Annotated in this window: 25 protein-coding genes, 1 tRNA gene and 1 pseudogene; 13 read left to right on the top strand and 14 right to left on the bottom strand. The window is 70.0% G+C overall.

Annotated elements, in window-relative coordinates; translation table 11 throughout:
* Positions 1–190: 190 nt before the first annotated feature.
* Entirely contained in the window at positions 191–1,858 is a 1,668-nt protein-coding gene (locus ACGFK0_RS33015) for a cation acetate symporter (RefSeq protein WP_392912080.1), read from the bottom strand.
* Positions 1,855–2,190 carry a DUF485 domain-containing protein gene (locus ACGFK0_RS33010; RefSeq protein ID WP_392912077.1) on the bottom strand — a complete coding sequence of 112 codons (336 nt, stop codon included), beginning with the start codon at positions 2,188–2,190 and terminating at the stop codon, positions 1,855–1,857. The genes ACGFK0_RS33015 and ACGFK0_RS33010 overlap by 4 nt, the downstream gene beginning before the upstream one ends.
* Positions 2,191–2,382: 192 nt before the next feature.
* On the opposite strand from ACGFK0_RS33010, the gene ACGFK0_RS33005 reads away from it, so the two are divergent.
* The 4 genes from ACGFK0_RS33005 (at position 2,383) to ACGFK0_RS32990 (ending at position 5,937) form a co-directional block, all read left to right on the top strand.
* On the top strand, positions 2,383–3,525 hold the full coding sequence (locus tag ACGFK0_RS33005) for a hypothetical protein (RefSeq protein WP_392912074.1): 1,143 nt from the start codon (positions 2,383–2,385) through the stop codon (positions 3,523–3,525).
* A gap of 91 nt (positions 3,526–3,616) precedes the next feature.
* Complete coding sequence (locus tag ACGFK0_RS33000) at positions 3,617–4,564, top strand: LLM class flavin-dependent oxidoreductase (protein WP_392912072.1); 948 nt, start codon at positions 3,617–3,619, stop codon at positions 4,562–4,564.
* Positions 4,561–5,241 (top strand): alpha/beta fold hydrolase, encoded by a 681-nt coding sequence (locus ACGFK0_RS32995; protein WP_392912069.1) that lies wholly within the window; start codon positions 4,561–4,563, stop codon positions 5,239–5,241. The genes ACGFK0_RS33000 and ACGFK0_RS32995 overlap by 4 nt, the downstream gene beginning before the upstream one ends.
* 9 nt (positions 5,242–5,250) lie before the next feature.
* Positions 5,251–5,937, top strand: a complete 687-nt coding sequence (locus ACGFK0_RS32990) for a winged helix-turn-helix transcriptional regulator (RefSeq protein ID WP_392912067.1) — start codon at positions 5,251–5,253, stop codon at positions 5,935–5,937.
* A gap of 27 nt (positions 5,938–5,964) precedes the next feature.
* Here the strand turns inward: ACGFK0_RS32990 and ACGFK0_RS32985 are convergent, their stop codons facing one another.
* Positions 5,965–6,249, bottom strand: a complete 285-nt coding sequence (locus ACGFK0_RS32985) for a GlsB/YeaQ/YmgE family stress response membrane protein (RefSeq protein WP_392912065.1) — start codon at positions 6,247–6,249, stop codon at positions 5,965–5,967.
* A 129-nt stretch (positions 6,250–6,378) separates the two neighbouring features.
* On the opposite strand from ACGFK0_RS32985, the gene ACGFK0_RS32980 reads away from it, so the two are divergent.
* The gene (locus ACGFK0_RS32980; RefSeq protein ID WP_392912063.1) at positions 6,379–6,522 is read left to right on the top strand and encodes a BBE domain-containing protein; all 144 of its coding nucleotides are present in this window, start codon (positions 6,379–6,381) and stop codon (positions 6,520–6,522) included.
* A 55-nt stretch (positions 6,523–6,577) separates the two neighbouring features.
* Here the strand turns inward: ACGFK0_RS32980 and ACGFK0_RS32975 are convergent, their stop codons facing one another.
* Positions 6,578–7,813 (bottom strand): cytochrome P450, encoded by a 1,236-nt coding sequence (locus tag ACGFK0_RS32975; protein WP_392912148.1) that lies wholly within the window; start codon positions 7,811–7,813, stop codon positions 6,578–6,580.
* A 235-nt stretch (positions 7,814–8,048) separates the two neighbouring features.
* Here ACGFK0_RS32975 and ACGFK0_RS32970 point away from each other — a divergent pair, with 235 nt between their 5' ends.
* Positions 8,049–8,639 (top strand): hypothetical protein, encoded by a 591-nt coding sequence (locus ACGFK0_RS32970; RefSeq protein WP_392912061.1) that lies wholly within the window; start codon positions 8,049–8,051, stop codon positions 8,637–8,639.
* 189 nt (positions 8,640–8,828) lie between these two features.
* Positions 8,829–10,271, top strand: coding sequence for a WD40 repeat domain-containing protein (locus ACGFK0_RS32965; RefSeq protein ID WP_392912059.1), 1,443 nt, complete (start codon positions 8,829–8,831; stop codon positions 10,269–10,271).
* Here the strand turns inward: ACGFK0_RS32965 and ACGFK0_RS32960 are convergent.
* Together ACGFK0_RS32960 and ACGFK0_RS32955 are read right to left on the bottom strand one after the other, a co-directional pair.
* The gene (locus ACGFK0_RS32960; protein ID WP_392912057.1) at positions 10,257–11,231 is read right to left on the bottom strand and encodes an immunity 49 family protein; all 975 of its coding nucleotides are present in this window, start codon (positions 11,229–11,231) and stop codon (positions 10,257–10,259) included. The two genes, ACGFK0_RS32965 and ACGFK0_RS32960, sit on opposite strands and share 15 nt — an antisense overlap.
* Positions 11,232–11,526: 295 nt before the next feature.
* Positions 11,527–12,609, bottom strand: a pseudogene (locus ACGFK0_RS32955) (IS630 family transposase).
* Between the two features lie 115 nt (positions 12,610–12,724).
* Between ACGFK0_RS32955 and ACGFK0_RS32950 the strand changes: the two are divergent.
* Positions 12,725–13,294 (top strand): SMI1/KNR4 family protein, encoded by a 570-nt coding sequence (locus ACGFK0_RS32950; RefSeq protein ID WP_392912055.1) that lies wholly within the window; start codon positions 12,725–12,727, stop codon positions 13,292–13,294.
* A 584-nt stretch (positions 13,295–13,878) separates the two neighbouring features.
* Here the strand turns inward: ACGFK0_RS32950 and ACGFK0_RS32945 are convergent.
* Positions 13,879–13,951 (bottom strand) — tRNA-Thr (locus ACGFK0_RS32945).
* Positions 13,952–14,103: 152 nt separating this feature from the next.
* Here ACGFK0_RS32945 and ACGFK0_RS32940 point away from each other — a divergent pair.
* Genes ACGFK0_RS32940 through ACGFK0_RS32930 form a run of 3 tightly spaced genes read left to right on the top strand, consistent with a single transcriptional unit; the run spans position 14,104 to position 16,177 of the window.
* Positions 14,104–14,667, top strand: coding sequence for a dihydrofolate reductase family protein (locus ACGFK0_RS32940; RefSeq protein WP_392912053.1), 564 nt, complete (start codon positions 14,104–14,106; stop codon positions 14,665–14,667).
* Positions 14,664–15,005, top strand: a complete 342-nt coding sequence (locus ACGFK0_RS32935; RefSeq protein ID WP_392912051.1) for a YciI family protein — start codon at positions 14,664–14,666, stop codon at positions 15,003–15,005. The genes ACGFK0_RS32940 and ACGFK0_RS32935 overlap by 4 nt, the downstream gene beginning before the upstream one ends.
* Entirely contained in the window at positions 15,002–16,177 is a 1,176-nt protein-coding gene (locus tag ACGFK0_RS32930; protein ID WP_392912146.1) for an RNA polymerase sigma factor, read from the top strand. Before ACGFK0_RS32935 ends, ACGFK0_RS32930 begins: the two co-directional genes overlap by 4 nt.
* On the opposite strand, the gene rlmB is transcribed toward ACGFK0_RS32930, so the two are convergent.
* The 5 genes from rlmB to ACGFK0_RS32905 all read right to left on the bottom strand — a co-directional run bounded on the left by rlmB (position 16,158) and on the right by ACGFK0_RS32905 (position 21,309).
* Complete coding sequence (rlmB, locus tag ACGFK0_RS32925; protein ID WP_392912049.1) at positions 16,158–17,075, bottom strand: 23S rRNA (guanosine(2251)-2'-O)-methyltransferase RlmB; 918 nt, start codon at positions 17,073–17,075, stop codon at positions 16,158–16,160. The two genes, ACGFK0_RS32930 and rlmB, sit on opposite strands and share 20 nt — an antisense overlap.
* A 151-nt stretch (positions 17,076–17,226) precedes the next feature.
* Positions 17,227–18,624 carry a cysteine--tRNA ligase gene (gene cysS, locus ACGFK0_RS32920; RefSeq protein WP_392912047.1) on the bottom strand — a complete coding sequence of 466 codons (1,398 nt, stop codon included), beginning with the start codon at positions 18,622–18,624 and terminating at the stop codon, positions 17,227–17,229.
* A 95-nt stretch (positions 18,625–18,719) separates the two neighbouring features.
* On the bottom strand, positions 18,720–20,096 hold the full coding sequence (locus ACGFK0_RS32915; protein WP_392912045.1) for an RNA polymerase sigma factor: 1,377 nt from the start codon (positions 20,094–20,096) through the stop codon (positions 18,720–18,722).
* A gap of 2 nt (positions 20,097–20,098) precedes the next feature.
* Positions 20,099–20,464: a YciI family protein gene (locus ACGFK0_RS32910; RefSeq protein ID WP_392912043.1), complete on the bottom strand. Its 366-nt coding sequence runs from the start codon at positions 20,462–20,464 to the stop codon at positions 20,099–20,101.
* A 101-nt stretch (positions 20,465–20,565) separates the two neighbouring features.
* Positions 20,566–21,309 carry a DUF6585 family protein gene (locus tag ACGFK0_RS32905; protein WP_392912041.1) on the bottom strand — a complete coding sequence of 248 codons (744 nt, stop codon included), beginning with the start codon at positions 21,307–21,309 and terminating at the stop codon, positions 20,566–20,568.
* 246 nt (positions 21,310–21,555) lie between these two features.
* Between ACGFK0_RS32905 and ACGFK0_RS32900 the strand changes: the two genes are divergently transcribed.
* Positions 21,556–22,830: a DUF2637 domain-containing protein gene (locus ACGFK0_RS32900; RefSeq protein WP_392912039.1), complete on the top strand. Its 1,275-nt coding sequence runs from the start codon at positions 21,556–21,558 to the stop codon at positions 22,828–22,830.
* A gap of 129 nt (positions 22,831–22,959) precedes the next feature.
* Positions 22,960–24,177 carry a fumarylacetoacetase gene (gene fahA / locus ACGFK0_RS32895; protein ID WP_392912037.1) on the top strand — a complete coding sequence of 406 codons (1,218 nt, stop codon included), beginning with the start codon at positions 22,960–22,962 and terminating at the stop codon, positions 24,175–24,177.
* Between the two features lie 31 nt (positions 24,178–24,208).
* On the opposite strand, the gene ispF is transcribed toward fahA, so the two are convergent.
* Complete coding sequence (gene ispF, locus ACGFK0_RS32890; RefSeq protein ID WP_392912035.1) at positions 24,209–24,676, bottom strand: 2-C-methyl-D-erythritol 2,4-cyclodiphosphate synthase; 468 nt, start codon at positions 24,674–24,676, stop codon at positions 24,209–24,211.
* 34 nt (positions 24,677–24,710) lie between these two features.
* Positions 24,711–25,193, bottom strand: coding sequence for a CarD family transcriptional regulator (locus tag ACGFK0_RS32885; protein WP_392912033.1), 483 nt, complete (start codon positions 25,191–25,193; stop codon positions 24,711–24,713).
* Positions 25,194–25,594: the final 401 nt, after the last annotated feature.

The following is a 25,594-nucleotide window of genomic DNA, read 5'->3' as shown; positions in this document are numbered from 1 at the left end:
GAACCGGCCTCGGCCCGGGCACTCGGAACATTAGGGCACGTCCGGGACAGCGAGGGTCTTCCCTTCCGCGACCTGCCTGGCCAGTCCCTCAATACCCACTGGTAACCAGGGTGCGCACGAAATGTTATCCGTCCCACACCGGCACGTCACCGCCACGCCGGGCCGGACGCCGCCGTCCCGCAGCCGGACGTCAGTGGGAGCCCGCCCCCGTCAGCGCCCTGACCGACAGGTCGTCGTAGCGCTCCGGGTCCGGCTGTTCCCGTCCGAGGAGGGTTCCGGCGACGGCGCAGGCGAACCCGATCGGGATCGAGACGATGCCGGGGTTCTCCAGAGGGAACAGGTGGAAGTCGACGCCCGCGGGGAACAGCGACCGGCTCTCGCCCGTCACCGGGTCGACCTTGCCCGACACGACCGGTGAGAACACCACCAGCACCAGTGAGCTGATCAGCCCGCCGTAGATGCCGGCGACGACACCGCTGGAGGTGAACCGCCGCCAGAACAGCGACAGCACGATCGCCGGGAGGTTGGCCGCGGCCGCCATCGCGAACGCCAGCGCCACCAGGAACGCCACGTTCAGGTTGCGGGCGACGACCGCGAGGACGATGGCCAGCGAGCCGACGAGGAACGCCGCGAACCTGGCCACCCCCACCTCCTGCGACTCGCGCGGACGGCCGAGCATCAGCACCTGGCCGAAGTAGTCGTGCGCCAGCGACGTGGACGAGGCCAGCACGACCCCGGACACGACGGCGAGGATCGTCGCGAACGCCACCGCGCCGATGAACGCCAGCATGACGTCACCGCCGAGGTGTCCGCCGGCGTGCTCCCCGACCGCCCGCGCGAGCAGCGGTACGGCGGTGTTGCCGGACGGGTCCTGCTCGACGATCGCCCGGCGTCCGACCAGGGCCGCCGCGCCGAAGCCCAGCGCCAGCGTCATCAGGTAGAAGACGCCGACGAGCCCGATCGCCCACGACACCGACGTGCGGGCGGCGCGCCCGTCCGGGACGGCGAAGAAGCGGTTGACGATGTGCGGCAGGCCGGCCGTGCCGAGCACCAGGGCGACGGCGAGGCTGATGAAGTCCAGCTTGTTGACGATCGTGTGGTAGGCGTCGCCGGGTACGTCCTGCCCGTATCGCAGTCCCGGCCGCAGGAACGCCTCGCCCTTCCCGCTCGCGTCGGCTGCGGACCCGAGCATGGCGCCGACGTCGAACCCGAACCTGCCGAGCACCATGACCGCCAGCACGGCGGAGCCCGCCATCAGCAGGCCCGACTTGATGATCTGCACCCAGGTGGTGGCCTTCATCCCGCCGAACGCCACATAGCAGATCATGAGCGCGCCCACCGCGACGATCGTCACCGTCCGGGCGGTGCCCGCGGACATTCCGAGGAACCGCTCCCCGCTGTGGATGCCGAGCAGCAGCGACACCAGCGCCCCCGCCCCGACCATCTGCGCCAGCAGGTAGAACACCGACACGGTGACGGTGGAGACGACCGCCGCCCGGCGCACGGGGGCCTGCCGCCGGACGCGCCGCGACAGCACGTCCGCCATCGTGAACCGGCCCGCGTTGCGCATCATCTCGACCAGCAGCAGTGCGAGCAGCCACGCCACCAGGAAGCCGACGGAGTACAGGAACCCGTCGTATCCGGACAGCGCGATGATCCCCGCGATGCCGAGGAAGGACGCCGCCGACATGTAGTCGCCCGCGAGCGCCACGCCGTTCTGCGCGCCGGAGAACGTGCGCCCGCCCGCGTAGAAGTCGTCGGCGCCGCGGGTGTTCATCCGCGCCCAGACCGTGATCCCGAGAGTGATCAGGATGAACGCGACGAAGAGCGCGAACGTGACCGCGTGATGCTCGATCACCGCAGCTCACCGGCCAGCGGGTCCAGGCGCCGCCGCGCGTACGCCACGTACGCCCAGGCCAGCGCGAACGTCGAGACGAACTGCAGGACGCCGAGCAGGAGCGCGACGTTGACGTGTCCGGCGACCGTCCGCGACATGAAGTCCCGGGCGAACGCGGACAGCCCGATATAGACGAAGTACCACCCGAGAAACACCGTGGCGACGACCAGCGCGGCTCGCCGGAACCGCCGTCTGAGCAGCCGGAACCGCTCATAACCCGCTATCGGCGCATACAGCCCTGAAGGTTCCGTTTCGCTCCGCCGGCGTCCCGTGACCTTCGAGTCCCCCATCATCTGGATCTGGCCTCCCTGGACCGGACATGACTCTCCGCATTTGTCTGATCGCTCTATGAGATCAAAGTTTCAACGTCCGCAACCCTCGTTTGGCGAGATCCAGAAGGAGAACGACACGCCTCGCCCCCGGCGGCCGCGCGGGGCCACAACCGGCACTAGGAAAATGCCAGCCGTTAGTGGCATGGTTGCTCCATGAGACGTCTGATGGCCGGTACGACCCTCCTCCTTTCCACGGTGTCGATCGCGGCGGCACCGGTCGTGACGGTGCCGGTGGGCACGGCGGCGAACACGCCCTCGTCCACCGCGGCGGCCGCGGCACCGGCCGCACCCGTGCGGGCGGCGGCCGAGGAGTGGCGCCGGATCGGGCTGCCGTTCCTCTGGCCGAACGCCGGTCTTTCCGACATCGCGGCGGTCGGCCCCGCCGACGTGTGGGTGGCCGGCGCGCAAGGGGCCTTCTGCATCCCGCAGATCGCCTCGTGGGGCTGCTACGTGCGGAGCGACGGCAACCCCGTGGTCCGCCATTGGAACGGCTCCGCCTGGGAGGAGTTCCCGCTGCCCGGCTGGAACAGCCACGGTGCGATCACCTCGATCGGCACGGTCGCGTCCGACGACGTCTGGGTGTCCACGCCGCCGCACGTTCAGCCGGCGTACCTGGCGCACTTCGACGGGACCGCGTTCACCAAGATCGACCCGCCCGAGTCCGACGTGCCGGTCGAGGTCCATGGGGGCGCCGCCGGCGCGTGGCTGTCGACGACGGGCGGCGACGCGCCGCTCTATCGCTGGACGGACGGCGCATGGCAGCCCGCCCAGGGCACCGGCCTCACCCGCGTGGAGGACGTGCGGGCACGGACGGCCACCGACGCATGGGCGGTGGGCGAAGCAGCCGGTAACCGGGCCGCCGCGGCCCACTGGGACGGCGACTCCTGGACGCCGGTCGACTACCCGGGCGACGACCGCCGGCTGACCGAGGTGCTGCCGGTCTCCGCCACCGAAGTCTGGGCCGCCGTGTACGCCGCCGAGTACGTCGTCCGCTGGAACGGTTCCACCTGGTCACAGATCGACCTGCCCAGCGGGACCCAGTGGGTGGACCTGGCCGTGGACGGCTCGGGAACCGTCTGGGCGGGCGGCCTGGAAAGGATCTACGTCGACGGCTACGGCAAGTGGCGGCCGGTGCTGCTGTCGTACACCGGCGGCACCTGGCAGCGCACCACCCTGTCCATGCCGTGGGGCGCGGACGAGATGACCGTCAACGGGCTGACCGCCGTCCCCGTAACCGGTGCCCTCTGGCTGGCCGCCACCGCCTCGAACGGCCCCGTCGTCCTCACCAACGACTGACCCGATCAAGTTGCCTACCTGATTCTGAACAAAACACTTCAGAAACAAGAAGTAACCCTCTAGAGTCGGTCCCACCCGATGAGGAGGGGCCATGGCGGAGACACGGGTCGGCTATCTGCTGCCGACGCGGGAGCAGAGCCTCCTGGACGAGCACGATCCGGGACGGCTGGTCGAGCAGGCCCGGCGGGCCGAAGCGCTCGGGTTCGACTCGGTGTGGGCGGGCGACAGCCCCGTGACCCGGCCGCGCGCCGACCCGCTGCTCCTCCTGGCGGCCGCGGCGCACGCCACCGAACGGGTCCAGCTCGGCACGGCGGTGCTGCTGCCCGCGCTGCGGCACCCGATCCTGCTGGCGCACCAGCTCGCCACCCTCGACCGGCTCGCGGACGGGCGGCTGATCGCCGGCATGGGCGCCGGATTCCCGAACCCCCGGACCGAGGCCCAGTTCGACGCGATCGGCGTGGGCTTCAAGCGCCGCGTGAGCCGCATGGAGGAGTCGATCGCGGCCATGCGGAAACTGTGGTCGGGCACCGGCCCGGTCTCGTACCGGGGCGAGCACTTCGCGTTCGAGGACGTCGAGCTCGCGCCGCCGCCCGCCCGTCCCGGTGGGCCGCCGATCTGGCTGGCGGGCGGCGGCGGGCCGGCGGTGCGGAGGGTGGCCCGCCTGGCCGACGGCTGGCTGCCCTACCCGCCCGAGGTGCGGACGTACGCGGAGGAACGGGACGTCATCGAGAAGGCTTCGAGCCGGCCCGTCACCCCCGCCCTGTACGCGACCGTCTGCCTGGACGACGACGCCGAGCGCGCACAGCGGCGTCTGCGGACCAGCATCGAGCGCTACTACGACGCCCCGCTGGAGTTCATCCAGTCGATCCAGGCCACGTTCGCCGGCACGGCGGGCGACGCCGCGACGTGGTTGACGTCCTACGCCGAGGCCGGCGCACGGCATGTGGTGATCCGGCTGGCGACCGACGACCACGACGCCGGCCTTGAGGCCTTCGCAGGCCTCGTCCTGCCCCTTCTGCAACGGGAGCGCCCCGCATGACCACGTTCGTCCTCGTTCACGGCGCATGGCACGGCCCCTGGGCCTGGGAGAAGGTGACGCCGTTCCTTCACCGGGCCGGTGCGCACACCCTCGTCCCGAATCTGCGGGACGGTGATGTCGGCCTGCGCGAGCACGTCGAGGACGTCGTCACCGCACTCGGCACCGCACCAGACGACGTCGTGCTCGTCGGGCACAGCTACGCGGGCCTGGTCGTGAGGGAAGCGGCCGACCTGCGCCCCGACCGGGTGGCCCACATCGTGCTGGTCGACGGGTGGGCCGGGCCGGACGGTTCCGGCATGTTCACCCTGGCCCCCGACGCCTTCGTCCAGACGGTCCGGTCCTGGGCGGACGGAGCGCAGGTGCCCGCCCCTCCCCCGGCGGCGTTCGGAATCACCGACCCCGGCGAGGCGGGACGGCTCGTCCCGCGCCTGCGCCCCCAGCCGCTGCGCACCTTCACCGACACCACGCGCCTCGCCGGAGCCGTTGACCGGATCCCGGGAACGGCCGTCTACTGCCGTCCGCAGTCGTTTCCGTTCGACCGGTTCGGCAAGGCGCTCGGATACCGGACGCTCGGGCTGGACGGTCCGCACAACGTGATGCTCACCCATCCGGAACCTCTCGCCCAGTTGCTCCTGGACACCGCCGGGGACTTCGAGAACAAGAAGCCCGCGCCATAGAGTGATGCAGTGGACCAGCGGACGTACAACCAGTACTGCGCGACCGCGCGCACCCTCGACCTCGTCGGCGAACGCTGGACGCTGCTGCTGATCCGGGAGCTGCTCACCGGCCCCAAACGGTTCGGCGACCTGCAGGCCAGCCTGCGGGGCCTCGGCACGGGCCTGCTGTCGGCGCGGCTGAAGCATCTGGAGCGCGAGGGCCTCGCCCGCAAGGTCACGCTGCCGGCGCCCGCCCGGACGCCCGCGTACGCGCTGACGGAGGCGGGCGAGGAACTGGGCCCGGCCGTCCTGGAGATCGCCCGGTGGGGGATGAAGTGGGCGCTCGGTGAACGGCGCGAGGGTGAGACCTTCCACCCGGGGTGGGCCGTCCTGGGGCTCAGGTCCTGCTTCGATCCCGAGGCGGCCGCCGGGCTGCGCGCCGTCTACGAGTTCCGCATCGACGACGAGGTGCTCCACGCCCGCGTCGACGACGGCACGGTCGAGGTGGCGCACGGCCCGGCGCAGCGCCCGGACGCCGTCATCGAGATGGACGAGGACGCGCTCCTCGGCATGGCCGCCGGCCGTTCGGCACTCCGCGACCTGATCGACGGCGGGAGGGCCGCCGTGTCGGGCGACCGGGAGGTCCTGTCCAGGCTCGGCGGCCTGTTCCACCTCCCCGGCCCGCGCCCCCGGACCCCCGAACAGCCTCCGTCCTGACCGGCCGCGTCGCCTGCGGCGGACCTGTCAGCGTTCGACATTGCGGTGTTTGCGGCGCGCTCTGAGCGCGGCGACGATCGCGACACCGAGCATCGCCAGGCCGACCTGGAACACCAGCTCGATCCAGTCGATCCCGCCGGTGGTGTCGACGCCGACCCTCTGCGCGATCGCCGTCCCGATGAGCGCCGCCGCGATGCCGACGAGCACGGTCAGGATGATGCCGATCGGCTGCCGGCCCGGCAGCAGCAGCCGCCCCAGCGCCCCGATGATCGCTCCGATGACGATCGCGGTGATGATCCCTGTGATGTTCATGCCCTTCGTGTGCCCAGAAAGGACACACAGTCACATCGACGCAGGTCGGACGGGGCCGCGGTGTCGTACCCGCCCTTCCCACGGACCGCATGCCGCGGAATCTCCTCAGGTCGAGTTTAGTCACGAATCTTGACTATCAATAGCTGTGACTATAACGTCGACTCAACGCCCGTCGACGCGACACGCGGGAACCACCGCCGGCTCCGCGAGATCAAGCGGGCGTACGACCCCCAGAACGTGTTCCACCGCAACCACAACATCAAGCCCGCCTGAACCAGATCCGGGCCACCCACCGCATCACCCGTCCTGCAGGGCCTATTCCGCGGCCCTACCGGCGTGAGACCCGCATCGGAACGGGCCCGGCGGGCCTCAACGTGATCTCAGCCCGCCCGCGCACGGACACCCCCGGAGCGAGATCGAGCCGGTGAGTGCGGCTGACGGTCGCCAGCACCAGAATCGCCTCCAGCATCGCGAATCCGGCCCCGACACAGATGCGCCTGCCACCCCCGAACGGCAGATACGCGTAGCGGGGACGCTGCTGCTCCCCCATGAACCGCTCCGGCTGAAAACCCTCCGGGTTGGGCCAGATCTCCGTGTTCCGATGCAGCAGATACGGCGGGACCGCGATCGTCGACCCCGCCGGGACCCTCACCCCCGCGATGTCGTCTCCGTCAACGGCATCGCGCTCGATGGTCCACGCCGGCGGGTAGATCCGCATCGCCTCGGAAAGGACGGCCCGCGTCCAGGGCAGCCGGTCCACGTCGCCGGCCTGCGGATCCCTCCCGCCGAGCACCTCGTCCACCTCCCTCTCCAGCCGCTCACGCGCCGCCGGATACCGGGAAAGCAGCACGAACGTCCACGCCAGCGAAGCCGCCGTCGTCTCATGCCCGGCCAGCAGGAGAGTCAGAACCTCATCGCGCAACTCGGCCTCGGAGAACTCACCGCCCTCCTTGAGCAGATTCAGGAGCTCCCCACCGGACGACCCCCGGATGACCCGCTGCACCAGGCCGTCCAACTGGCCGATCGCTCCGCCCAGCCCCGGCACACGCCGATACACCCCACGTTTCGCGGTCACCCCCGGCAGAAACGTCCCGACGACCGCGCCACGCTGCAGCGCCTCCAGGGAACGCCCCGTCCGCCCGGCCTCCCCCGCGAGTTCGCTGCCGAACAACGCCCGCCCCACGATGTCCAGCGTCAGCCGCCGCAACTCACCCGCCGCATCGAACATCACCCCGTCGGGCCACCGCCCGACCGCCGCGACGGCCGTCTCGACGATCTGCGGCGCGAACCCGGCGACGTGCCGCTGCGCGAACACCGGCTGCACCACCCGCCGATGCCGCCGCCACGTCTCACCCTCGCTGGTCAGCAGCCCGTCCCCGAGGACCGCGCGCAGTGGCCGGTACGTGAACGCCTTGACGTAGTTGGCCTGGTTGGCCACGAGAACATGCTCGGCATATTCGGGCCGCGAAAGCACATAAAGCGCACGCCCCACCCCGAACGGCACCCGAACCGCGTCCCCATACCGCCGCCCGAGCGCCCCGTACGTTCCCAGCGGATCCCGCATCATCCGCAACCACCACCGGGCGGATTCCGCACCCCCCGGCCCGGCAACATTCCCACCTGCAACCAACGCCATGAAGCCACCGTAAACCCGCCGTCGTCCATGCCCGGCCCCCCGTGGGCGACCAGATTCCGCCCCTCGGGCAACGGGTGCCGCCCTTGAACGACCGGTCCGAGCGGATGAAGCGCCACCACCGATGCGCCACACTCGTTGGACACGAACAGGGGGCGACGCTCGCATGCACGACGTCCAAGGAGAGCTCGTATTGCGGCCGGATCTCAGGCGAGGGCTGGCCGTTCTGGCCACCTTGGCGGTGGCCACGGCGAGCATCATCGCCGCGATCCTGATCGGCGACGCTCCGACGGTGTTCGCCCCGATTGTGGGCGTCCCGTTCACCATGCTGATCAGCCTGACGATCGCTGCCCTCCTCCGTGCCCGAATCATCCTCACGCCGCACGAGCTCGTCGTACAGGGCCCGTTCGGCCGGCAACGCCGGCCACGCTCCCAGTTCACGGCGGCGGTGCGCGCGTCCATCCTCGGGCCGAGGGGAGTGCTCGCCGGCAGTCTGTTCGTGCTCGGCCCACATCGCGACCTGCTCATCAGGGTGTCCGGCGACAGCTACACACGCGAGGATTTCGACCGGCTGGTGGACGCAATCGGCGTGCCGTGCAATCACCTCAAAGACCCGATTAAAGCAAAAGACCTCGACCACATTTATCCGGGCCTGGTGTCGAGGGCCGAGCGCCACCCCTACCGAATCGCCATCGCTACGTTCGCCCTCATAAGCGCCGCAACCATCGCCATAGTGCTTCTTTCCATCCGCTCCTGACCCGCGACAATCACGGCTGATATGGAAAGCATCACTCGTCTGGGAAACCGCCTCGCGTTCGAGCCGCAAGGCGGACCGCGTCGGGATTCGGGCATCCAGGGACAGGGCGAGGGGCTTTCCCGATCGACCGAAGTGTCCGCGGCCCATGTGATCATCGATTTTGTCACCAAGCCCCCGGAGGAGACGACGGTGTCGACTGACATCTATGGCGTGCGCGTCCTGGCCGTCCACCCCGACGAGCTCAGGATCAGCTTCCGCATCTTCGTGGTCTACTACGACACGCACAGCCAGACGTACGGTCCCGAACCGGACGATCCGACCTTCTTCTTCTCCCTGCTCTGGGAGCGTGGCCCGCTCCATGACCGGATCGACGTCGCCACGAGCTTGGACGGCGAATGGATCGATGCCAACACCCGGCGCTTCGTCTCAGGCGTCGAACGACTCGCCACCCGCAACCACCCCCCGTCCCCGGAGCAGTGGAAGGAGCTGTGCGACTTCTACTACGAGCACGGCGGCTACTGGCAGGACGAGGACCTGCTGGTCCAGTTCGACTACGACGTGTACGTCACCGACCGGCGCTGGATTGAGTCGTTCAGCGAGGGCGACGCCTGGGGGACGACGGCGTTCCCGTACAACGCGGATATGTGGACCGCCGAGGACGCGCCGAACATCCCGGACCTCACCGCCCCCGCCCTTACGGTGAGCCCCTTCGACGTGACGACGGGTGACATCAAGTACGACGGCGTCATCGGGGCGGAGTTCTCCGATGACGGCCGGTACCTGGCGCTGTGCAGCGACAAGGGCCGGGTCTGGGTATACGAGACCACCGGTTGGTCACAGGTCGTCCACGTCTCGTCCGGGGTGGAGTGGATCTTGCCACTGATGGCGTGGGTACCCGGCGAACCCGTCATTACCCTCAAGAACTACTGCTCGAGACCGGACGAAGACGATCGGACGCAGTGGGCCTACCATGTGGACGCCCGCGCCGAAGTCGGAGCCCCATTCCAGCCCGGCCGCATACGCTCACGCGGCGGGGGCTACTGGACAGGCAACTACAACAACCGCGACGGCGGGATCGACATCTGCGCTCCCGACCGTCCTCCCATCCCGACCAGCGTTGCGGGCGACGGCTGGGATCCCATCCAGTGCGAGTCCTTCGCGGGCGATGGCAGCCACCTGTTTCTGGGCGCCAGGGAGAACCTCTACGTCCTCGACCCGGCGACCGGCCGGATCAAGGACAAGGTCATGAAGGCGTCCACCTGCCTCTTCAAGCTCGCCGCCAGCCCGGACGGCGCCTACCTGGCGGCGAGCAGCTTCAGCCGCAAGCTGCCCTACCTGGACGTCTACGGCCACAAACGGCCGCACGAGCTCTGCGTATGGCGGACCTCCGACATGAAGATCATCATGGGCCGGCAGCTCACGACGTGGGTCAAAGCCATGGCCTGGTCACCGGACGGCCAGTGGCTGGCCGTCACCGTGGAACCCACCACGCGGAGCCTGTCCCTCAACGGCAGGTCACAACTCATGATTTACCGAATGGGCCCGAGCCAGCCTCCCTTCCCGGTCGAACAAGCGGACGGCCAAGCCGGTGCAGACAGCAGTGGTGGGGGTACTGGTTCAGCTCCTGGCTGACGGCGCGGATTCCGGGGCGTTCAGCATGGTCTGCGGCAGGTAGGCGGATCGGACGCGCAAGTCCCAGCCGTGCACTTGGACCGCCAGCGCGGCCAGTGCGATGGTCTTGTGCGGCAGGAGGCTGCGGGGCGGCGCATCGGAGGATGTGCTCTCCCGGTGCTGGATGAGGCGATGCTCCAGGGCCTGTTCAAAGGCCGCCTGGTCATCTTCCAGGAGCACGCGCAGTAGGCGCTGATCCGGCATCAGTGCATGGAGGGCATCCAGCTGCCGCGTTGCCTGGGCCCGTTCGTCAGGGTTCGGCTTGCACAGCGCAACCGCCGGCCAGTCCCTGGGCGAACGCCCTGTGGCCGGGGTGAGGTAGCCGCACAAGGCGTCCATCTCCGCCAGCTCGCCCGGGTCCGACTCTGATTCCAGGTGCGAACACGGCAAGCCGTTACGGATTTCCGGCGCATAGTCGCCGCGCAGCATCAGCCCGATGACCAGGTCCCGTTCCCAGATCATGCCGCTGATCACAGCCAGAGCGAATGCGTCCAGCCAGGTCCCCGCGGTGACCGCCTGCTCCACTACATGACTGAAGTCCACTTCGGCGCTGCTGAGCGTCTCCTCGATGAGAGTGAAGAAGATCTCTTGATCACCTTTGGGGTAGCACCCCAGGCTCAGGAATCCCATGGCGCACTCGGCCGCGGTGCGCAGGACGACGTCCGAGGGGGCGGTGCGGGGCTCGGGGTCCGCCACCGCGCGGGCGGCCACGTGGTCGAGGAGCTCGTCGCGCATCCGCCGCAGCCGCTCATCGGAGCAGTAGTCGTATTGCATCGTGTGCCAGCGACCAAAGGCCCGCCGCCCCGGGTCCTGCAGAGCCTGCTCGATCCGCTGCCCACTCACCTCATGCCGGGCCACATCGCTCATCGTCACGAGCGCCATCATGGCAGCCGCCACGGACATGGTGAAGCGCAACTTCACTGCTCAGGGCCGAACCGGCGCTACCGGCCAGGGAATCATGCTGATCTCGCCCTGGCGGCGAACCGCCCCCTTCAAGAACCGCAAACCCGGCTCCGCTAAGCTCCACCGGGTGCTGCCGCGCGCCCAGCTGAGCACCGAATGTCGAGTCAGCACCGCCGTTAGCCCGCACACCCGTCCCGGAGGGGTGCGCCCGCGCGAACGGCGAGATCGCGTGACAGGCAATCTCGCGCAGAGTTGCCGGTTGACGACCGTAAGCCACCTATAAGGCGAGCGCAGCGAACCTGCAGCCGACCCGCTAGTGTCTTGAGTCGTTAATTTGTTGGCAGTATGCGGCGAGGGTTTCGAGGATCTCGTCGGCGGTCTTGGTCCACACGAACGGCTTGGGGTTCTTGTTCCACTCGTTGATCCAGCCGCGGACGTCGCGTTCGAGTTCGACGACGCTGCGGTGGGCCGAGCGGCGCAGTTTGCGGTTGGTGAGTTCGGCGAACCAGCGTTCGACCAGGTTGAGCCAGGACGAGCTGGTGGGGGTGAAGTGCAGGTGGAACCGGGGATGGCGCAGTAGCCACTTCTTGACCTGCTCGGTCTTGTGGGTGGCGTAGTTGTCCAGCACCAGGTGCAGCTCCAGATCCTGGGGGACGGCGGCGTCGATGAGCTTGAGGAACCGCAGGAATTCTTGATGGCGGTGGCGGCGGTAGTGCTGGGCGATCACCGAGCCCGACGACAGGTCCAGGGCGGCGAACAGGCTGGTGGTGCCGTGCCGGACGTAGTCGTGGGTCATCCGGGCCGGGGTGGTGGGCATGATCGGCAGGATGGGGGCGGTCCGGTCGATGGCCTGCATCTGCGACTTCTCGTCGACGGCCAGGACCAGGGCGTTCTCGGGCGGGTTCAGGTACAGGCCGACCACGTCGCGGACCTTGTCGACGAACTGGGGGTCGGTCGACAGTTCCAGGTCTGCACGGTGTGCGGCTTGAGTCCGAACGCCCGCCAGATCCGCGAGATCGCCGACTGCGACATCCCGGTCGCCGCCGCCATCGACCGCGTCGACCAGTGCGTGTCGGCACAGGGTGTCTCCTTCAGCGTCGCTGTGACCACCCGCTCGACCTGCTCATCGGTGATCGTGCGGGGCCGGCCCGGCCGCGGCTCATCGGTCAGCCGCTCAAGCCGGCCGGACAGGAACCGTGACCGCCACTTCGACACCGTGTTCCGCGAGGTCCCGGCCTGCTCGGCGACCTGCGATCGTGCCGCCCTCGGCGCACAACAGCACAATCCGAGCCCGCAACGCCAAAGCCTGCGAGGTCTTGCGGCGACGCACCCACCCGGTCAGCACCGACCGCTCCTCGTCGGACAACACCACCGGTTCAAGCTTCGGGCTCGGCATCCCCACAGCCTGCCGACTACCAAAGAATTATTGACTCAGAACACTAGTGCGCCTCTTGCGGCGCTTGTCGATGCAACCTCGTATGCTCGCGGCCACGTTGTCGAAGGGATCTGCCGTGGAAGACCCGACAGGTATCGCAGCGCTGACCAAAATCCTGCCTTCAGATCTCGGTGCGGACGAGGAAATCGATTGGTCGGCAGCAGAGGTGCAATGGGGCACGCGGTTCCCGCGTGACTACATGGCCTTCATGTCCATCTATGGCGCCGGCTCGTTCGGCGCCGCGGACGGACGGGGCGGCGGGGGCGTCGTCCTCATGCCGTTGCCCAAGGAGAGCATCTACCTGGATGATGAGACCTTCGAGGAGGAGACGCACAACGCCCGTGACGCCTGGGAGATGCTGGGAGGTCAGGAAGGCCTCGACATCGACCCGAACCACATCCTCGCCTGGGGCGTCACCTCAGGCCCCGACATCCTGTGCTGGCTGACCACTGATCCCGACCCCGACCAGTGGCCGGTCCTGGTTTGCGGCCGACACACTGACGAGGACTTCACGCTGTTCCCCTGCGGCATGGTGGAATTCCTCCGCATGCTGATCCTGGACGAGCACGACCCTTACCCCCTCAGCATCGACCTGCGGGACGTTTCGCTGCGCTACGTGCACAGGCTTGAAAGACAAAAGCGTTGAGCCGCGTGGTGGACGGATCAGCAAGCCTGAGCACTGCCAGCCGACCGGTCCGGGCACTCGTTCGCGAGAACGGTGCCGGTCGTCCAGATCTTCGAGCGGGACGTGACGGGGCCGTGGTGGCCCGATGACGCCGATCTCCGGCACATTCTGTGGTGTCCCAACGAACCCTGGGATCCACCCGCTCAACAGGCCGATGTCAGCCCCGCCGTGGAGTTGCGGTGGCGTCGAGTGAGCTTCCCCTGGTTCCACGGACACCCGATCTGAGTTGACCTTGATCAACTTGGGAAGGAAGTGTCTCGTGCACCACCTCACCCGCCGGAGTTCGCGCCGCGCCGTCGAGCTGGCCCGGACCGGCGACAAGTCGGTCACCGCGCTGGCCAAGAGTCTCGGTATCAGCCAGACGTGCCTGAGTAACTGGATCCGTCAGGCCGGCATCGACGAAGGCCACCTCGACGGCCTGAGCGCCGGCGAGCACAAAGAGCTGGTCGAGCTGCGCCGAAGGCGCGGCAACCGGAGCTGGAGAACGAGATCCTCATGTTGGCAAAAGCCCCCTTGTGATGATCGCAAGGGGGCTTTGAGCTGGGAGCCGGCGAGGGGACTTGAACCCCTAACCTTCTGTTTACAAGACAGATGCTCTGCCAATTGAGCTACGCCGGCGCGGGCTCGTCCCGCATCGTAGTCGACTTGGTGGGGGGCTCGCTCGGGGTGGCTGACGAAGTTTCGGGTGGGGTGTCGATGTGCGGGGAGGGCGTTCGTGTAGAGGGTGGGAGGCCGGCGGTGGGTCGGCCGTCGCTCTGGAGGGAAACCTCATGGGAAAGCTCGTTCTGGTCGATCATCTGACGCTCGACGGGGTGATGCAGGCGCCCGGGCGGCCTGATGAGGATGTGCGGGACGGGTTCGCGCATGGGGGGTGGGCCGTTCCGGGGAACGACGAGGTCATGGGGTCCGTGTTGGGGAAGGGCATGGGGCAGGGCGGGGCGCTGCTGTTCGGGCGGCGGACGTACGAGGACTTCCATGGGTTCTGGCCCCGTCAGAGCGGCAACCCGTTCACGGACGTGCTGGAGCGGGCGCGGAAGTACGTGGTGTCGAGGACGCTGCGGGAGGCGCCGTGGGGGAACTCGGTTCTGCTGAAGGACGTGGGGGACGTTGAGGGGATCGAGGACGACCTCACCGTGTTCGGGAGCGGGGTGCTCTCGCGGGAGCTGATGCGGCGGGGGCTCGTCGACGAGTGGCTGCTGATGATCCATCCGCTGGTGCTGGGGACGGGGCGCAGGTTGTTCGACGGGGTCGAGGTGGGGCTGCGGCTCGTGGACTCGGTGACCACGACGACGGGGGTCGTCATCGCGACGTATCGGGGCAGGGAGGAAGCATGAGGCTGTACGCGCTGAACATGATCCAGCCGGTGGGCGAGAAGCCGCCGCCGGAGGTGCTGGAGAAGGTGATGGCGGAGCTCGGGGAGATCCGGCGCGACCTGGAGTCGCGGGAGGCGTGGGTGTTCGGGAAGCCGCTGCACGGGCCCGAGGCGAGCACGATGGTGCGGTTGAGGGGCGACGAGGTGGTCGCGACGGACGGGCCGTGGACGGAGGGCAAGGAGTTCATCGGCGGACTCATGATCATCGAGGTGGAGGATCTGGACGCGGCGTTGGCGGTGGCGGCCAGGTATGCGCGGGTGACGGGGCTGCCGATGGAGGTGCGGCCGTTTCAGAGCTGATCGAGAGCGTTTTCCGCGAGGAGCATGGGCGGGCCGTGGCCGTCCTGGTCCGGGTGTTCGGTGATGTCGATGTCGCCGAGGAGGCGGTTCAGGACGCGTTCGCGGAGGCGGTGCGGAGGTGGCCGGTGGACGGCCCGCCGCCCAGCCCGGCGGGGTGGATCATCACGACGGCGCGGAACAGGGCGATCGACCGGCTGCGGCGGGAGTCGGCTCGGGCGGGCAAGCATGCGCAGGCGATGGTGGTCGGCGAAAACGAACCGGTCGAGGAGGGGGTCGTGCTGGACGAGCGGCTCCGGCTCATCTTCACGTGCTGCCATCCGGCGCTGGCGTTGCAGTCGCGGGTGGCTTTGACGTTGCGGCTGCTGGGCGGGCTGACGACGGCGGAGATCGCGCGGGCCTTCCTGGTGCCGGAGAAGACGATGGCGCAGCGGCTCGTGCGGGCGAAGGGGAAGATCCGGGACGCGGCGATTCCGTACCGGGTGCCGGAGGAGGCGGATCTTCCGGGACGGCTTTCCGGGGTGCTCGCGGTCATCTACCTGGTGTTCAACCAGGGATATGGCGGACGGGAGGACCTGGCTGCGGAGGCGGTACGGCTCGGGCGGGTCCTGGCGGAGTTGATGCCGGACGAGCCGGAGGTTCAGGGGCTGCTCGCCTTGATGCTGCTGATCGAGTCGCGGAAGCGTGCGCGGATGGCCGGTGGTGAACTGGTGCTTCTTGCCGATCAGGATCGCGGGTCGTGGGACCGCGCGCTTGTGGAGGAGGGGCTGGCGCTCGTCCGGTGGTGCCTGAGGCGGAACCGGCCGGGGCCGTACCAGATTCAGGCGGCGATCAATGCGGTGCACGGTGACGCGGCGCGGGTCGAGGACACGCGGTGGGACGAGATCCTGCAGTTGTACGACCAATTGATGGCGGTGGCGCCGAGCCCGGTGGTGGCCCTCAACCGGGCTGTGGCGGTCGCCGAGGTCGAGGGTGCCGAGGCGGCGTTGGCGGTCGTGGACGGGCTCGATCTCGGCCGCTACTACCTGTTCCACGCGATCCGCGCGGATCTGCTGCGGAGGCTGGGAAGGCGGCGGGAGGCCGCGGCGGCCTACGACGAGGCCATTGAGCGGACGGATAATGAGGCCGAGCTGGCCTTTCTCCGGGGGCGCAGGGTCAGGAGCGGAGGCGGCTGACCTCGTAGAGGGCGATTCCGGCGGCGACCCCCGCGTTGAGGGACTCGGCCTTCCCCGGCATCGGGATCGTGACGAGCATGTCGCACGTGTCGGCGACCAGACGTCCGAGGCCCTTGCCCTCCGAGCCCACGACCAGCACGAACGGACCGGACGCGATCTCCAGGTCGGCCACGGCGACGCCGCCGGCGGCGTCGAGGCCGGCGACGAAGCAGCCCGCCTTCTGGTAGGCCTTGAGCTGGCGTGTGAGGTTCGTGGCCTGCGCGACGGGAACGCTGGCGAGGGTTCCGGCGGACGTTTTCCAGGCGCCCGCGTTGACCCCGGCGGCGCGCCGCTCCGGCACGACGACTCCGGCGGCGCCGAACGCGGCGGCGGACCGGACGATCGCGCCGAGGTTGCGCGGGTCGGTGATCCCGTCCACGGCGACGATCAGCGGCGCGGTCCCGACGAGCAGGTCATCGGGGTGCGCGTACCGGTACGGCTTCACCTGGAGCGCGATGCCCTGGTGGACGGCGCCGTCCGTCAGCCGGTCGAGTTCGTTCTTGCCGGTCTCCAGGAGCGGGACGCGCCGGTCGGCGGCCAGCTGGATCGACTCGCGGACGCGTTCGTCGGTGCTGGACATCACGTAGAGCGCGGTGCCGGGGACCCCCGCGCGCAGCGCCTCGACGACAGGGTTGCGGCCGGTGACGAGTTCGGGGACTTCGCCGTTCGCGCGCCGTGCACCCGCGGGACGTCCCCCGGCACGCTCCTTGGAGTCGGCGGCCTTCGGGCGCCCGCCCGGCCCCAGCGTGTGGGTGCCGGTGCGCTTGGCGCTCTTGACGGCGCGCGCCTTCTGGCGCTTGCCGTGCCAGTGCCGGTCCTCGGCTTTGGGAGTGGGTCCCTTGCCTTTGCGCTTGGCCATTGTCTCGGTACGCCCCTCGCGACGGTTGCGGCTCGCCCTCGTGGCTGTCGGGCGGGTCAGGTCTCTGCGCGACGGCAGCGAACCCCCGCGAACCTCCGATTTTATCCGCCGCGCAAGGTGCGCAATGCACAATGGGCGCCGCGCGGCGGTGTCATTCGTGCTTGAGTTCCCAGCGGGGGCCCTGCGGGGTGTCCTCGACGACGATGCCCGCGTCCGACAGGCCGTCGCGGATGGCGTCGGCGGACGCGTAGTCCTTGCGGGCGCGGGCCGCCTGCCGCTGCTCCAGCGCGACGGCGACGAGGGCGTCCACGACGGGACGCAGGTCCTCGTCGCCGGCCTGGTTCCACTGGGGGGACATCGGGTCGATGCCGAGCACGTCCGCCATCGCCCTGACGTCCGCCAGGTGGCCGCGCACCGCGTCGTGATCACCGGATGCGAGGGCGCTGTTCCCCTCCCGGACGGTCTCGTGCAGTACCGCGAGCGCCTGCGGGACGCCGAGATCGTCGTCCATCGCGCCCGCGAACCCGGCGGGGACGGCCGCGGCGGGCTCGGCGGCGCCGACGACCTCGGACGCCCGCGTCACGAACCCTTCGATGCGCTGGTAGGCGGAGACGGCCTCGGCCAGGGAGGCGTCGGTGTAGTCCATCAGCGACCGGTAGTGCGCCGAGACCAGGTAGTACCGCACCTCGACGGCACGGGCCCTGCCGAGCAGATCGGGCAGCAGGACGACGTTGCCGACGGACTTGCTCATCTTCTCGCCGTCCACGGTGAGCAGCCCGTTGTGCAGCCAGTAGCGGGCGAAGCCGTCGCCGGCGGCGCGGGACTGAGCGATCTCGTTCTCGTGGTGCGGGAAGATCAGGTCGACGCCGCCGCCGTGGATGTCGAACGCGGCGCCGAGGTACTTCGTCGCCATGGCGGAGCATTCCAGGTGCCAGCCGGGCCGTCCGGGGCCCCATGGCGTCTCCCACGTCGGCTCGCCCGGCTTGGCGCCCTTCCACAGCGCGAAGTCGCGCGGGTCGCGCTTGGCGTCCTCGTTGGGGGTGTCGCCGGCGGAGCGCATGTTCTCCAGCCGCTGGTTCGACAGCGCGCCGTACTCGTCGGCCCACGACTTGACGTCGAAGTACACGTCGCCGCCCGCCGCGTACGCGTGCCCCTTCTCGATCAGCCGGCGCATCAGGACGATCATCTCCGGGACGTGTCCGGTCGCGCGCGGCTCGATCGTCGGGGGCAGGCAGCCGAGCAGGTCGTAGCCCTGCGTGAAGACCCGCTGGTTGCCCTCGGCGACGGCGAACCACGGCACGCCCCGCTCCGCCGACACGGCGATGATCTTGTCGTCGATGTCGGTGACGTTGCGCGCGAACGTCACCTCGTAGCCGGACGCGCGCAGCCAGCGCAGCAGCACGTCGTAGATGACGCCGGAGCGCAGATGCCCGATGTGGGGTGAGGCCTGCGGAGTCGCACCGCACACGTACATCCCCACGCGGCCCTCTTCCAGGGGCTCGAACGTGCGGACGCTACGGGTACCGGTGTCGTAAAGGCGCAAACTCACGGGGCCAGGTTATTGGATCGGCGTGCGGCCGTGTGTGCTCTCGGCCGGGAGGGCCGCGTGTCCGGTCAGGCCGAGCAGCGGAGGCTCATGGGCGATCAGCCTTCGCCGTCGGGCCGTGCGGCGTCGAGCCGTGTGTCGTGGAGTCGTGTGTCGTGGAGTCGTGCGGCGCGTGATTCGAGATAGCGCCGTTCGGGGATGCTGGTCGTGCTGCGGGCCGCCTGCCGGTACATCTCCCGCGCGCCGCCCGCATCGCCCGCCATTTCACGAAGGTGGGCCCGGACGGCGGTGAGCCGGTGGTGTCCGGACATGCGGTCGTCGTCGTCCAGGGGCCGCAGGAGTTCGAGGCCCGCCGACGGGCCGTCCACCATCGCCAGGGCGACGGCCTCGTTCAGCGTGACCATCGGGTTCGGGGACACGTGCGCCAGCAGCCGGTAGAGCGCGAGGACCTGCGGCCAGTCGGTGTCCCCGGGCCGCGGCGCCTCCGCGTGGACGGCGGCGATCGCGGCCTGGAGCTGGTACGGGCCGGGCGGCGACCAGGTGAGGGCCTCGGTGATCAACCCGGTCCCCTCCTGCATCGCGTCCCGGTTCCACAGCGCCCGGTCCTGCTCGGTGAGCGGGATCAGCAGGCCGTCCGGTCCGCTCCGGGCCGCACGGCGGGCATCGGTGAGCAGCATCAGCGCGAGCAGCCCGGCGACCTCGCCGTCGTCGGGCAGCAGCCGGTGCAGCGCCCGGGTGAGCCTGATCGCCTCCGCGGTGAGGTCGGCGCGCTGCAGGTCGGGGCCGCTGGACGCGGTGTACCCCTCGTTGAAGATCAGGTACAGGACGTGCAGGACGGCCCGCAGCCGCTCGTCCCGTTCGTCCGGCGCAGGCATGCCGAACCGCGCCCCCGCCGTCTTGATCCGCTGCTTGGCGCGGCTGACCCGCTGCGCCATCGTCGCCTCCGGGACGAGGAACGCGCGGGCGATCTGCGCCGTGGTGAGCCCGCCGACCGCGCGCAGCGTCAGCGCGACCTGCGATGGCGCCGACAGCGCCGGATGGCAGCACAGGAACAGCAGCGTCAGCGTGTCGTCGTGGTCGCCGGGACGGTCGCCGGCCGGCCCGGGGGCGTCGTCCCGCCCGGACGGTTCCCGGGCGAACACGGCGGCCTCACGGTCGCGGCGGGCCCGTTCGCTGCGCCACTGGTCGGTGAGCCGCCGCGTCGCGACGGTCAGCAGCCACCCGCGCGGATTCTCCGGAACGCAGGCCCCGGCCCCACCGGCCTGTTCTGTCTCCGGGCCATCGGTCCCCGTCTCCCCGGTCGCCGTCTCCCCGGCCGCCGTCCATTGGACGGCGGCGGCGAGCAGGGCCTCCTGGACGGCGTCCTCGCAGGCGTCGAACGCCCCGTGCCCGTGCCGCCGGACGAGCGTGCCGAGCACCTGCGGCGCGAGAGTGCGCAGCAGGTCCTCGACGTCCGGGGGCACGGCCACGGACATCGTCACATCTCCGTCCCGGACTCGTTCATGATCGCCCTGACCTCCATGTACCCGCCGAACCGGACGTCCGGCCAGCGCGACGCGATCTCCACGGCCCGCTCGAGCGACTCGCAGTCGACGGTGATGTGCCCGGCGAAGTGCTCCTTGGCCTCCAGGAACGGCCCGTCGGTCACGGCCGGCTGCCCGTCCTTCCGCCGGACGGTCTTCGTCGTGGACGGGTCGGCCAGCGCGTCCCCGCCGACGAGTTCGCCCGACCCTGTCAGCTCCTCCATGATCGCGCCGACCTCGCCGAACAGCTCGTCGCGCTCCTGCTCGGTCAGCTCCTCGACGAAGCCGGGACGGTTGTAGATCAGCAGCATGTACTTCATGTGTGCACTTCCCATCGGGCTCGGGCGGCGGCCCGGACGGGCCGCTCGTCACAGCAGGATCGGAGCGGCGGACGCGTTCTCGACATCCCACGCGGAAAATCTCAGGAAAGTTCTGTCAGGTTCCTGACGCGGTGGCACAGCGCCGTGAACGCCAGCGCGTCCGGCGTCTGCGCGACGACGGTCACCAGGTCCATCCGGCCGGCGCACGCGTGCACGGTCACCAGGCCGTTGTCGATCGTGACATCGTCGACGGCCTGCCAGGGGAGGCGCTCCCCGTCCTTCTCGACGCCGTCCAGGTCGACGGTGAAGGGTCCGATCCGCACGGCCTCCCCGCCCTTCACCGCCGCCAGGTGACGCGGGAGGATCCGGGCCGTCACCTCCTCGGCGACGGCCACCCCGAGCGCCCGCACGTCCGGGAGATCATCGCCGAGCAGCAGCACGCTGCCGTCGTCCACGACGATCGTGAAGCGCCAGCGGGTGCGCCCACCCGGGCCGGTCCGCACTCCGGACACGGTGACGGAGACCAGTTCGTCCCACGCGTAGCCGGCCTCACCGCCCGCGCCGGACACGGAGATGCCGCCCGTGTGGAGGCGGGCGACACGGTCGCGGACGCGCGGACGGTCGCGTCCCACGATCCAGCCGACGGCACCCGCATACCCCATGGAGAGCAGCAGCGCCGGTACGCCCACCCACCACAGGCGGTCATGCAGGTAGACGATGGCCGCCGGTATGAGCGCCAGCGACGCCAGGCCCAGCAGCGACAGCCAGGCCCACGTGCGGCGGTTGCCGGCCCGGCCGTCGAACGTCCGGACCGGTTCGCCGAGCCGATCCCGGGGAGACGTCACCGTCGCGCCCTATCCGGCCGCGAGGGACCACATCTCACCCACGGCCCCGCCGTCCGGCATCATTGCCTCCCCCGGGCTGTCGACATCCCGAAACGCGTTGCCCACACCGCGCTGCCCCATACCGTACGTCTCCTCCCATATCGCTCGCAGCGGGAAGTGATCATTGGTAAGTGGGGAGCCGCGGCCGTGCCGGGCTGGCTAATCTCGCCTGAGGACCCTCAGGCGCCCTTCCCCGGAACGAGAGACATGCCATCTGATCCCACGCGGCCCGGCGGCCCCCGGTACACCCGCACCCAGCGGCGGCTGCTCACCGCCCTCGCCGGCCTCATCGTCGCCGCGCTGGCGGGCGGCGCCTTCGCGCTGACCTACGACGTGCTCCGCGAGCTGGCCCTCGCCGGCCGCGCCGGCCGCCGCTGGGCGCCGCTGTACCCGGCGATGGCGGACACGCTCACCGCGATGACGATCCTGTCTCTCGTGATCACCCGGAACGCCCGCTGGTGGACGCGGCTGCTGCGCTGGGCACTGCTGCTGCTCCTGGTGTCGGGAGGCGCCGCACTGTCCGTCCAGCGCTCGGTCTGGGGCTTCTCCTCACTCCCCGAGGACGCGGTCCGGGCGGGCGTCGCCGTCGCGCCGCACGTCATGCTGGTGATCGCCGTCTGGCTGTGGCTGACGATGTTCAAGCAGATCCGCGTCGCCCGTCCCGCCGGCGAGGAGATCGAGCCCGCCGAGATGCAGCGCGGCCACGTCAAGGTCCTGGAGCCGGCGGCACCGGAGCCGCTGGCCCTGGCCGCCCCGGCGGAGCCCGAGGAGCCCGAGGACCCCGGACCGCGATCGCCCCTGGCCTTCCTGGACGACCCCGAGCCCGAGCCGCTCATTCCCTTCCCCCGCGACCCCGCGCAGCCCCTCCCGCCGGACCCCGTGCCGCCCGGCGAGGCCCCGGCGACCGACCTGGCAGCGCAGGAACCGCACCCGCACGAACCCGCCGTGGACGAGCCCGTCGCCCACGAACCGGCCGCACCCGAGTCGGCCGGGTTCGAACCCGCCGGGCACGGGGCCGCCACGGGCGAGGACGTGCGGCAGGAGCCCGCGGCGTATGACGGGTTCGTGATCGAGAGCCTGTCGTCGGAGCCGGCGCCGCCGCCGGACGCACTGCCGGACCCGAGACCGCCCCTGGACGCGCCACCGGACCCGCCGGCCACCCCGCCCGCGCTGCTCCCCACGGACGTCGAACTGGTCAGGAGCCGCGACCGGGACGAACAGGAGGCTCGTCCGGTCGCATCGACGACGCGCCCCGACATCGCCATGCCCGCGGCATACGGCGCGGAAGAGGACGATCACGACACGGCCCCCTCCGATCGCGCCGAGGACCCCGACGCCGGCGAAACCCCGGACCACGAAACCCCGGACGGCGAAACCACGGGCGGCGAAACCACGGGCGGCGAAGGCCGCGAGCCGGTCAAGGACTGGAACCCGCCGCCGTCGGGCAATTTCCGCAGCGGCCCCACCCCACCCGCCGACTGAGCCGCCGCACACGCGAAGCCGCCGCGAACGACGCGAGGTGGGGCGCGTTCGGGGCGTCCGCGGGCCCCGGGCGGATCTGACGGCCGCGGGCCTGATCAGAACGCCGGACACTGGGGAAGATATGTCTCCATGACGTCCGTTTCATGGGTTGAGGTCGATGAGAACAGCGGCTTCGGCGTCGAGAACCTGCCGTACGGTGTCTTCTCGCGGCCGGGGGAGCTTCCCCGTGTCGGCGTGGCCATCGGTGGCCATGTCCTCGACCTGGCGGAGTTGTCCTCCACGGGCCTGGTGGAGGATCGCCGCTGCTTCGCGTCGGGGTCGCTGAACGCCTTCATGGTGGCCGGACGCACCGCCTGGGAGACCAACCGCGCCCGCCTCGTCGAACTGCTCACCGACGAGTCGTACCGCGAGCGGGTGGAACCGCATCTGATCCCGGTCACGGACGTGGAACTGCTGCGCCCCTTCGAGGTCGCCGATTTCGTCGACTTCTTCTCCTCCGAGCACCACGCCATGAACACGGGACGGATCTTCCGCCCGCAGGGCGAGCCGCTGACGCCCAACTGGAAGCGGTTGCCGGTCGCCTACCACGGACGCTCCGGCACGGTGTTCCCGTCGGGGACGCCGATCATCCGGCCGTCCGGGCAGCGCAGGACTCCGGGCGATCCCGAGCCGTCGTACGGGCCGTCGATGCGGCTCGACTTCGAGGCGGAGGTCGGGTTCGTCGCGGGAGTCCCGTCCGTCGCCGGGCACCGCGTCCCGGCCGAGGCGTTCCGCGACCACGTGTTCGGGTTCGTGCTGGTGAACGACTGGAGCGCCCGCGATCTGCAGGCGTGGGAGTCGCAGCCGCTCGGCCCGTTCCTCGGCAAGTCGTTCGCGACGTCGCTCTCGACGTGGGTCGTGCCGGTCGCGGCGCTGGAGCCGGCCCGCGTGTCCCCGCCCGTCCAGGACCCCGTTCCGCTCCCCTATCTGCGGTCCGAGGAGCCGTGGGGCCTGGACCTGCACCTGGAGGTCCTGATCAACGGCCAGGCCGTGGCGCGGCCGCGGTTCGCGTCGATGTACTGGACGCCGCCGCAGCAGCTCGCGCACGCGACGGTCAACGGCGCTCCGCTGCGCACCGGGGACCTTTTCGCCTCGGGCACGGTCTCAGGCCCCGAACGCGACCAGCGCGGCTGCATGCTGGAACTCAGCTGGAACGGCCAGGAGCCCCTCGAACTGGCCGACGGAACCGAGCGCACCTTCCTGGAGGACGGCGACACGGTCACCATCCGCGCCCAGGCCCCGGGCTCGTCCGGCTCCCGCATCACGCTGGGCGAGGTGATCGGGACCGTCCACCCCGCCCGCCCATGATTCCGTCGGGTCGCGGCGAAGATCGGCGGGGTCAGGCCGGGACCACCAGGGCGTTGGCTATGGCGGCCAGGCCCTCGCCCCGGCCCGTGAGGCCCAGGCCGTCGGTCGTCGTGGCCGAGACGGCGACGGGGGCGCCGCCGAGGGCCTCGGCCAGGACCTTCTCGGCCTCCGCCCGGCGTTTGCCGATCTTGGGCCGGTTGCCGATGACCTGGACGGCGACGTTGCCGATGGTGAAGCCGGCCTCGTTCACGAGGCGGGCGACCTCCCTGAGGAGGGTGACGCCGGAGGCACCCGACCAGCGCGGGTCGGCGGTGCCGAAGACGGCGCCGAGGTCCCCGAGGCCGCAGGCCGACAGCAGCGCGTCGCAGGCGGCATGCGCGGCGACGTCTCCGTCGGAGTGCCCGGCGAGCCCGTGGCCCTCACCGGGCCATTCGAGCCCGGCCACCCACAGCGGACGCGGCTGCGACGAGAACGGGTGGACGTCGGTACCGACGCCCACCCGTGGAAGCACTGCGCTCAACTCGTCCGGCCGATCAGCTGGCCAGCACCTCGTCGAGCAGAGCCTCCGCCTTGTCCTCGTTGGTCTTCTCCGCGAGCGCGAGCTCGCTGACCAGAATCTGGCGCGCCTTGGCGAGCATCCGCTTCTCACCCGCCGACAGGCCGCGCTCCCTGTCGCGCCGCCACAGGTCGCGGACGACCTCGGCGACCTTGTTCACATCGCCGGAGGCGAGCTTCTCAAGGTTCGCCTTGTACCGGCGGGACCAGTTGGTGGGTTCCTCGGTGTAGGGGGCGCGAAGCACCTCGAACACCTTCTCCAGACCCTCCTGGCCGACGACGTCGCGGACACCCACGTCCTCAACGTTTTCGACCGGGACCTGCACTGTCAGGTCGCCCTTGTCGACCTTCAAGACCAGATAGGTCTTTTCCTCACCTTTGATGGTGCGAGTCTCGATGGCCTCGATCCGAGCAGCCCCATGGTGGGGGTAGACGACGGTGTCGCCGACCTGGAAAGTCATGTGACAAGTACCCCTTCCGCTAGAACCAGGGTACCACGGAAACCTGCGTGGCCGAACCGGCGTTCCCGGCATATGCGCAGGTCAAGCTGCATATTGGGGTATTGACAAAGCCCTTTAATGGTGCATCGCCATCCAGTTCCCCGTACTCAGGGTAGCCGGAGAACCACCTTGATCTCGCCGGACAACCCTTACCGGTAAGGGGCCCCGGTTACAAGCATCCCCCCTGCCGGCCTCGCGGATGCGGCCCATACTGGAGGTGAGCAAGCCGGGCACTGCGGGTACGAAGCGGCCGGACGACCCGAATGGGACGGCAACCCACGGGAACCACCCCTTAACGGGACGCCGCCCCGGCGGGCACCCGGCTCATGGGAACGGCGGCGCCCGGCGGAACCGGGACGGGA

The organism is Spirillospora sp. NPDC048823, assembly GCF_043198445.1.
Lineage (GTDB): Bacteria > Actinomycetota > Actinomycetes > Streptosporangiales > Streptosporangiaceae > Spirillospora.
Note: the sequence above shows the minus strand (reverse complement) of the source record. Positions and strands in the feature narration are given on the sequence as shown.

Bases quoted from the DNA above. Each gene is read 5' to 3' on its own strand.
- rlmB (WP_392912049.1), bottom strand. From the start codon at position 17,075: ATGGCCAAGCGCAAAGGCAAGGGACCCACTCCCAAAGCCGAGGACCGG.
- ACGFK0_RS33010 (WP_392912077.1), bottom strand. From the start codon at position 2,190: ATGATGGGGGACTCGAAGGTCACGGGACGCCGGCGGAGCGAAACGGAA.
- ACGFK0_RS32985 (WP_392912065.1), bottom strand. From the start codon at position 6,249: ATGAACATCACAGGGATCATCACCGCGATCGTCATCGGAGCGATCATC.
- ACGFK0_RS32900 (WP_392912039.1), top strand. From the start codon at position 21,556: ATGCCATCTGATCCCACGCGGCCCGGCGGCCCCCGGTACACCCGCACC.
- ACGFK0_RS32885 (WP_392912033.1), bottom strand. From the start codon at position 25,193: ATGACTTTCCAGGTCGGCGACACCGTCGTCTACCCCCACCATGGGGCT.
- ACGFK0_RS32935 (WP_392912051.1), top strand. From the start codon at position 14,664: ATGAGGCTGTACGCGCTGAACATGATCCAGCCGGTGGGCGAGAAGCCG.
- ACGFK0_RS32940 (WP_392912053.1), top strand. From the start codon at position 14,104: ATGGGAAAGCTCGTTCTGGTCGATCATCTGACGCTCGACGGGGTGATG.
- ACGFK0_RS32915 (WP_392912045.1), bottom strand. From the start codon at position 20,096: ATGTCCGTGGCCGTGCCCCCGGACGTCGAGGACCTGCTGCGCACTCTC.
- ACGFK0_RS33005 (WP_392912074.1), top strand. From the start codon at position 2,383: ATGAGACGTCTGATGGCCGGTACGACCCTCCTCCTTTCCACGGTGTCG.
- ACGFK0_RS33000 (WP_392912072.1), top strand. From the start codon at position 3,617: ATGGCGGAGACACGGGTCGGCTATCTGCTGCCGACGCGGGAGCAGAGC.
- ACGFK0_RS32910 (WP_392912043.1), bottom strand. From the start codon at position 20,464: ATGAAGTACATGCTGCTGATCTACAACCGTCCCGGCTTCGTCGAGGAG.
- ACGFK0_RS32995 (WP_392912069.1), top strand. From the start codon at position 4,561: ATGACCACGTTCGTCCTCGTTCACGGCGCATGGCACGGCCCCTGGGCC.
- ACGFK0_RS32970 (WP_392912061.1), top strand. From the start codon at position 8,049: ATGCACGACGTCCAAGGAGAGCTCGTATTGCGGCCGGATCTCAGGCGA.
- ACGFK0_RS32975 (WP_392912148.1), bottom strand. From the start codon at position 7,813: ATGCGGGATCCGCTGGGAACGTACGGGGCGCTCGGGCGGCGGTATGGG.
- fahA (WP_392912037.1), top strand. From the start codon at position 22,960: ATGACGTCCGTTTCATGGGTTGAGGTCGATGAGAACAGCGGCTTCGGC.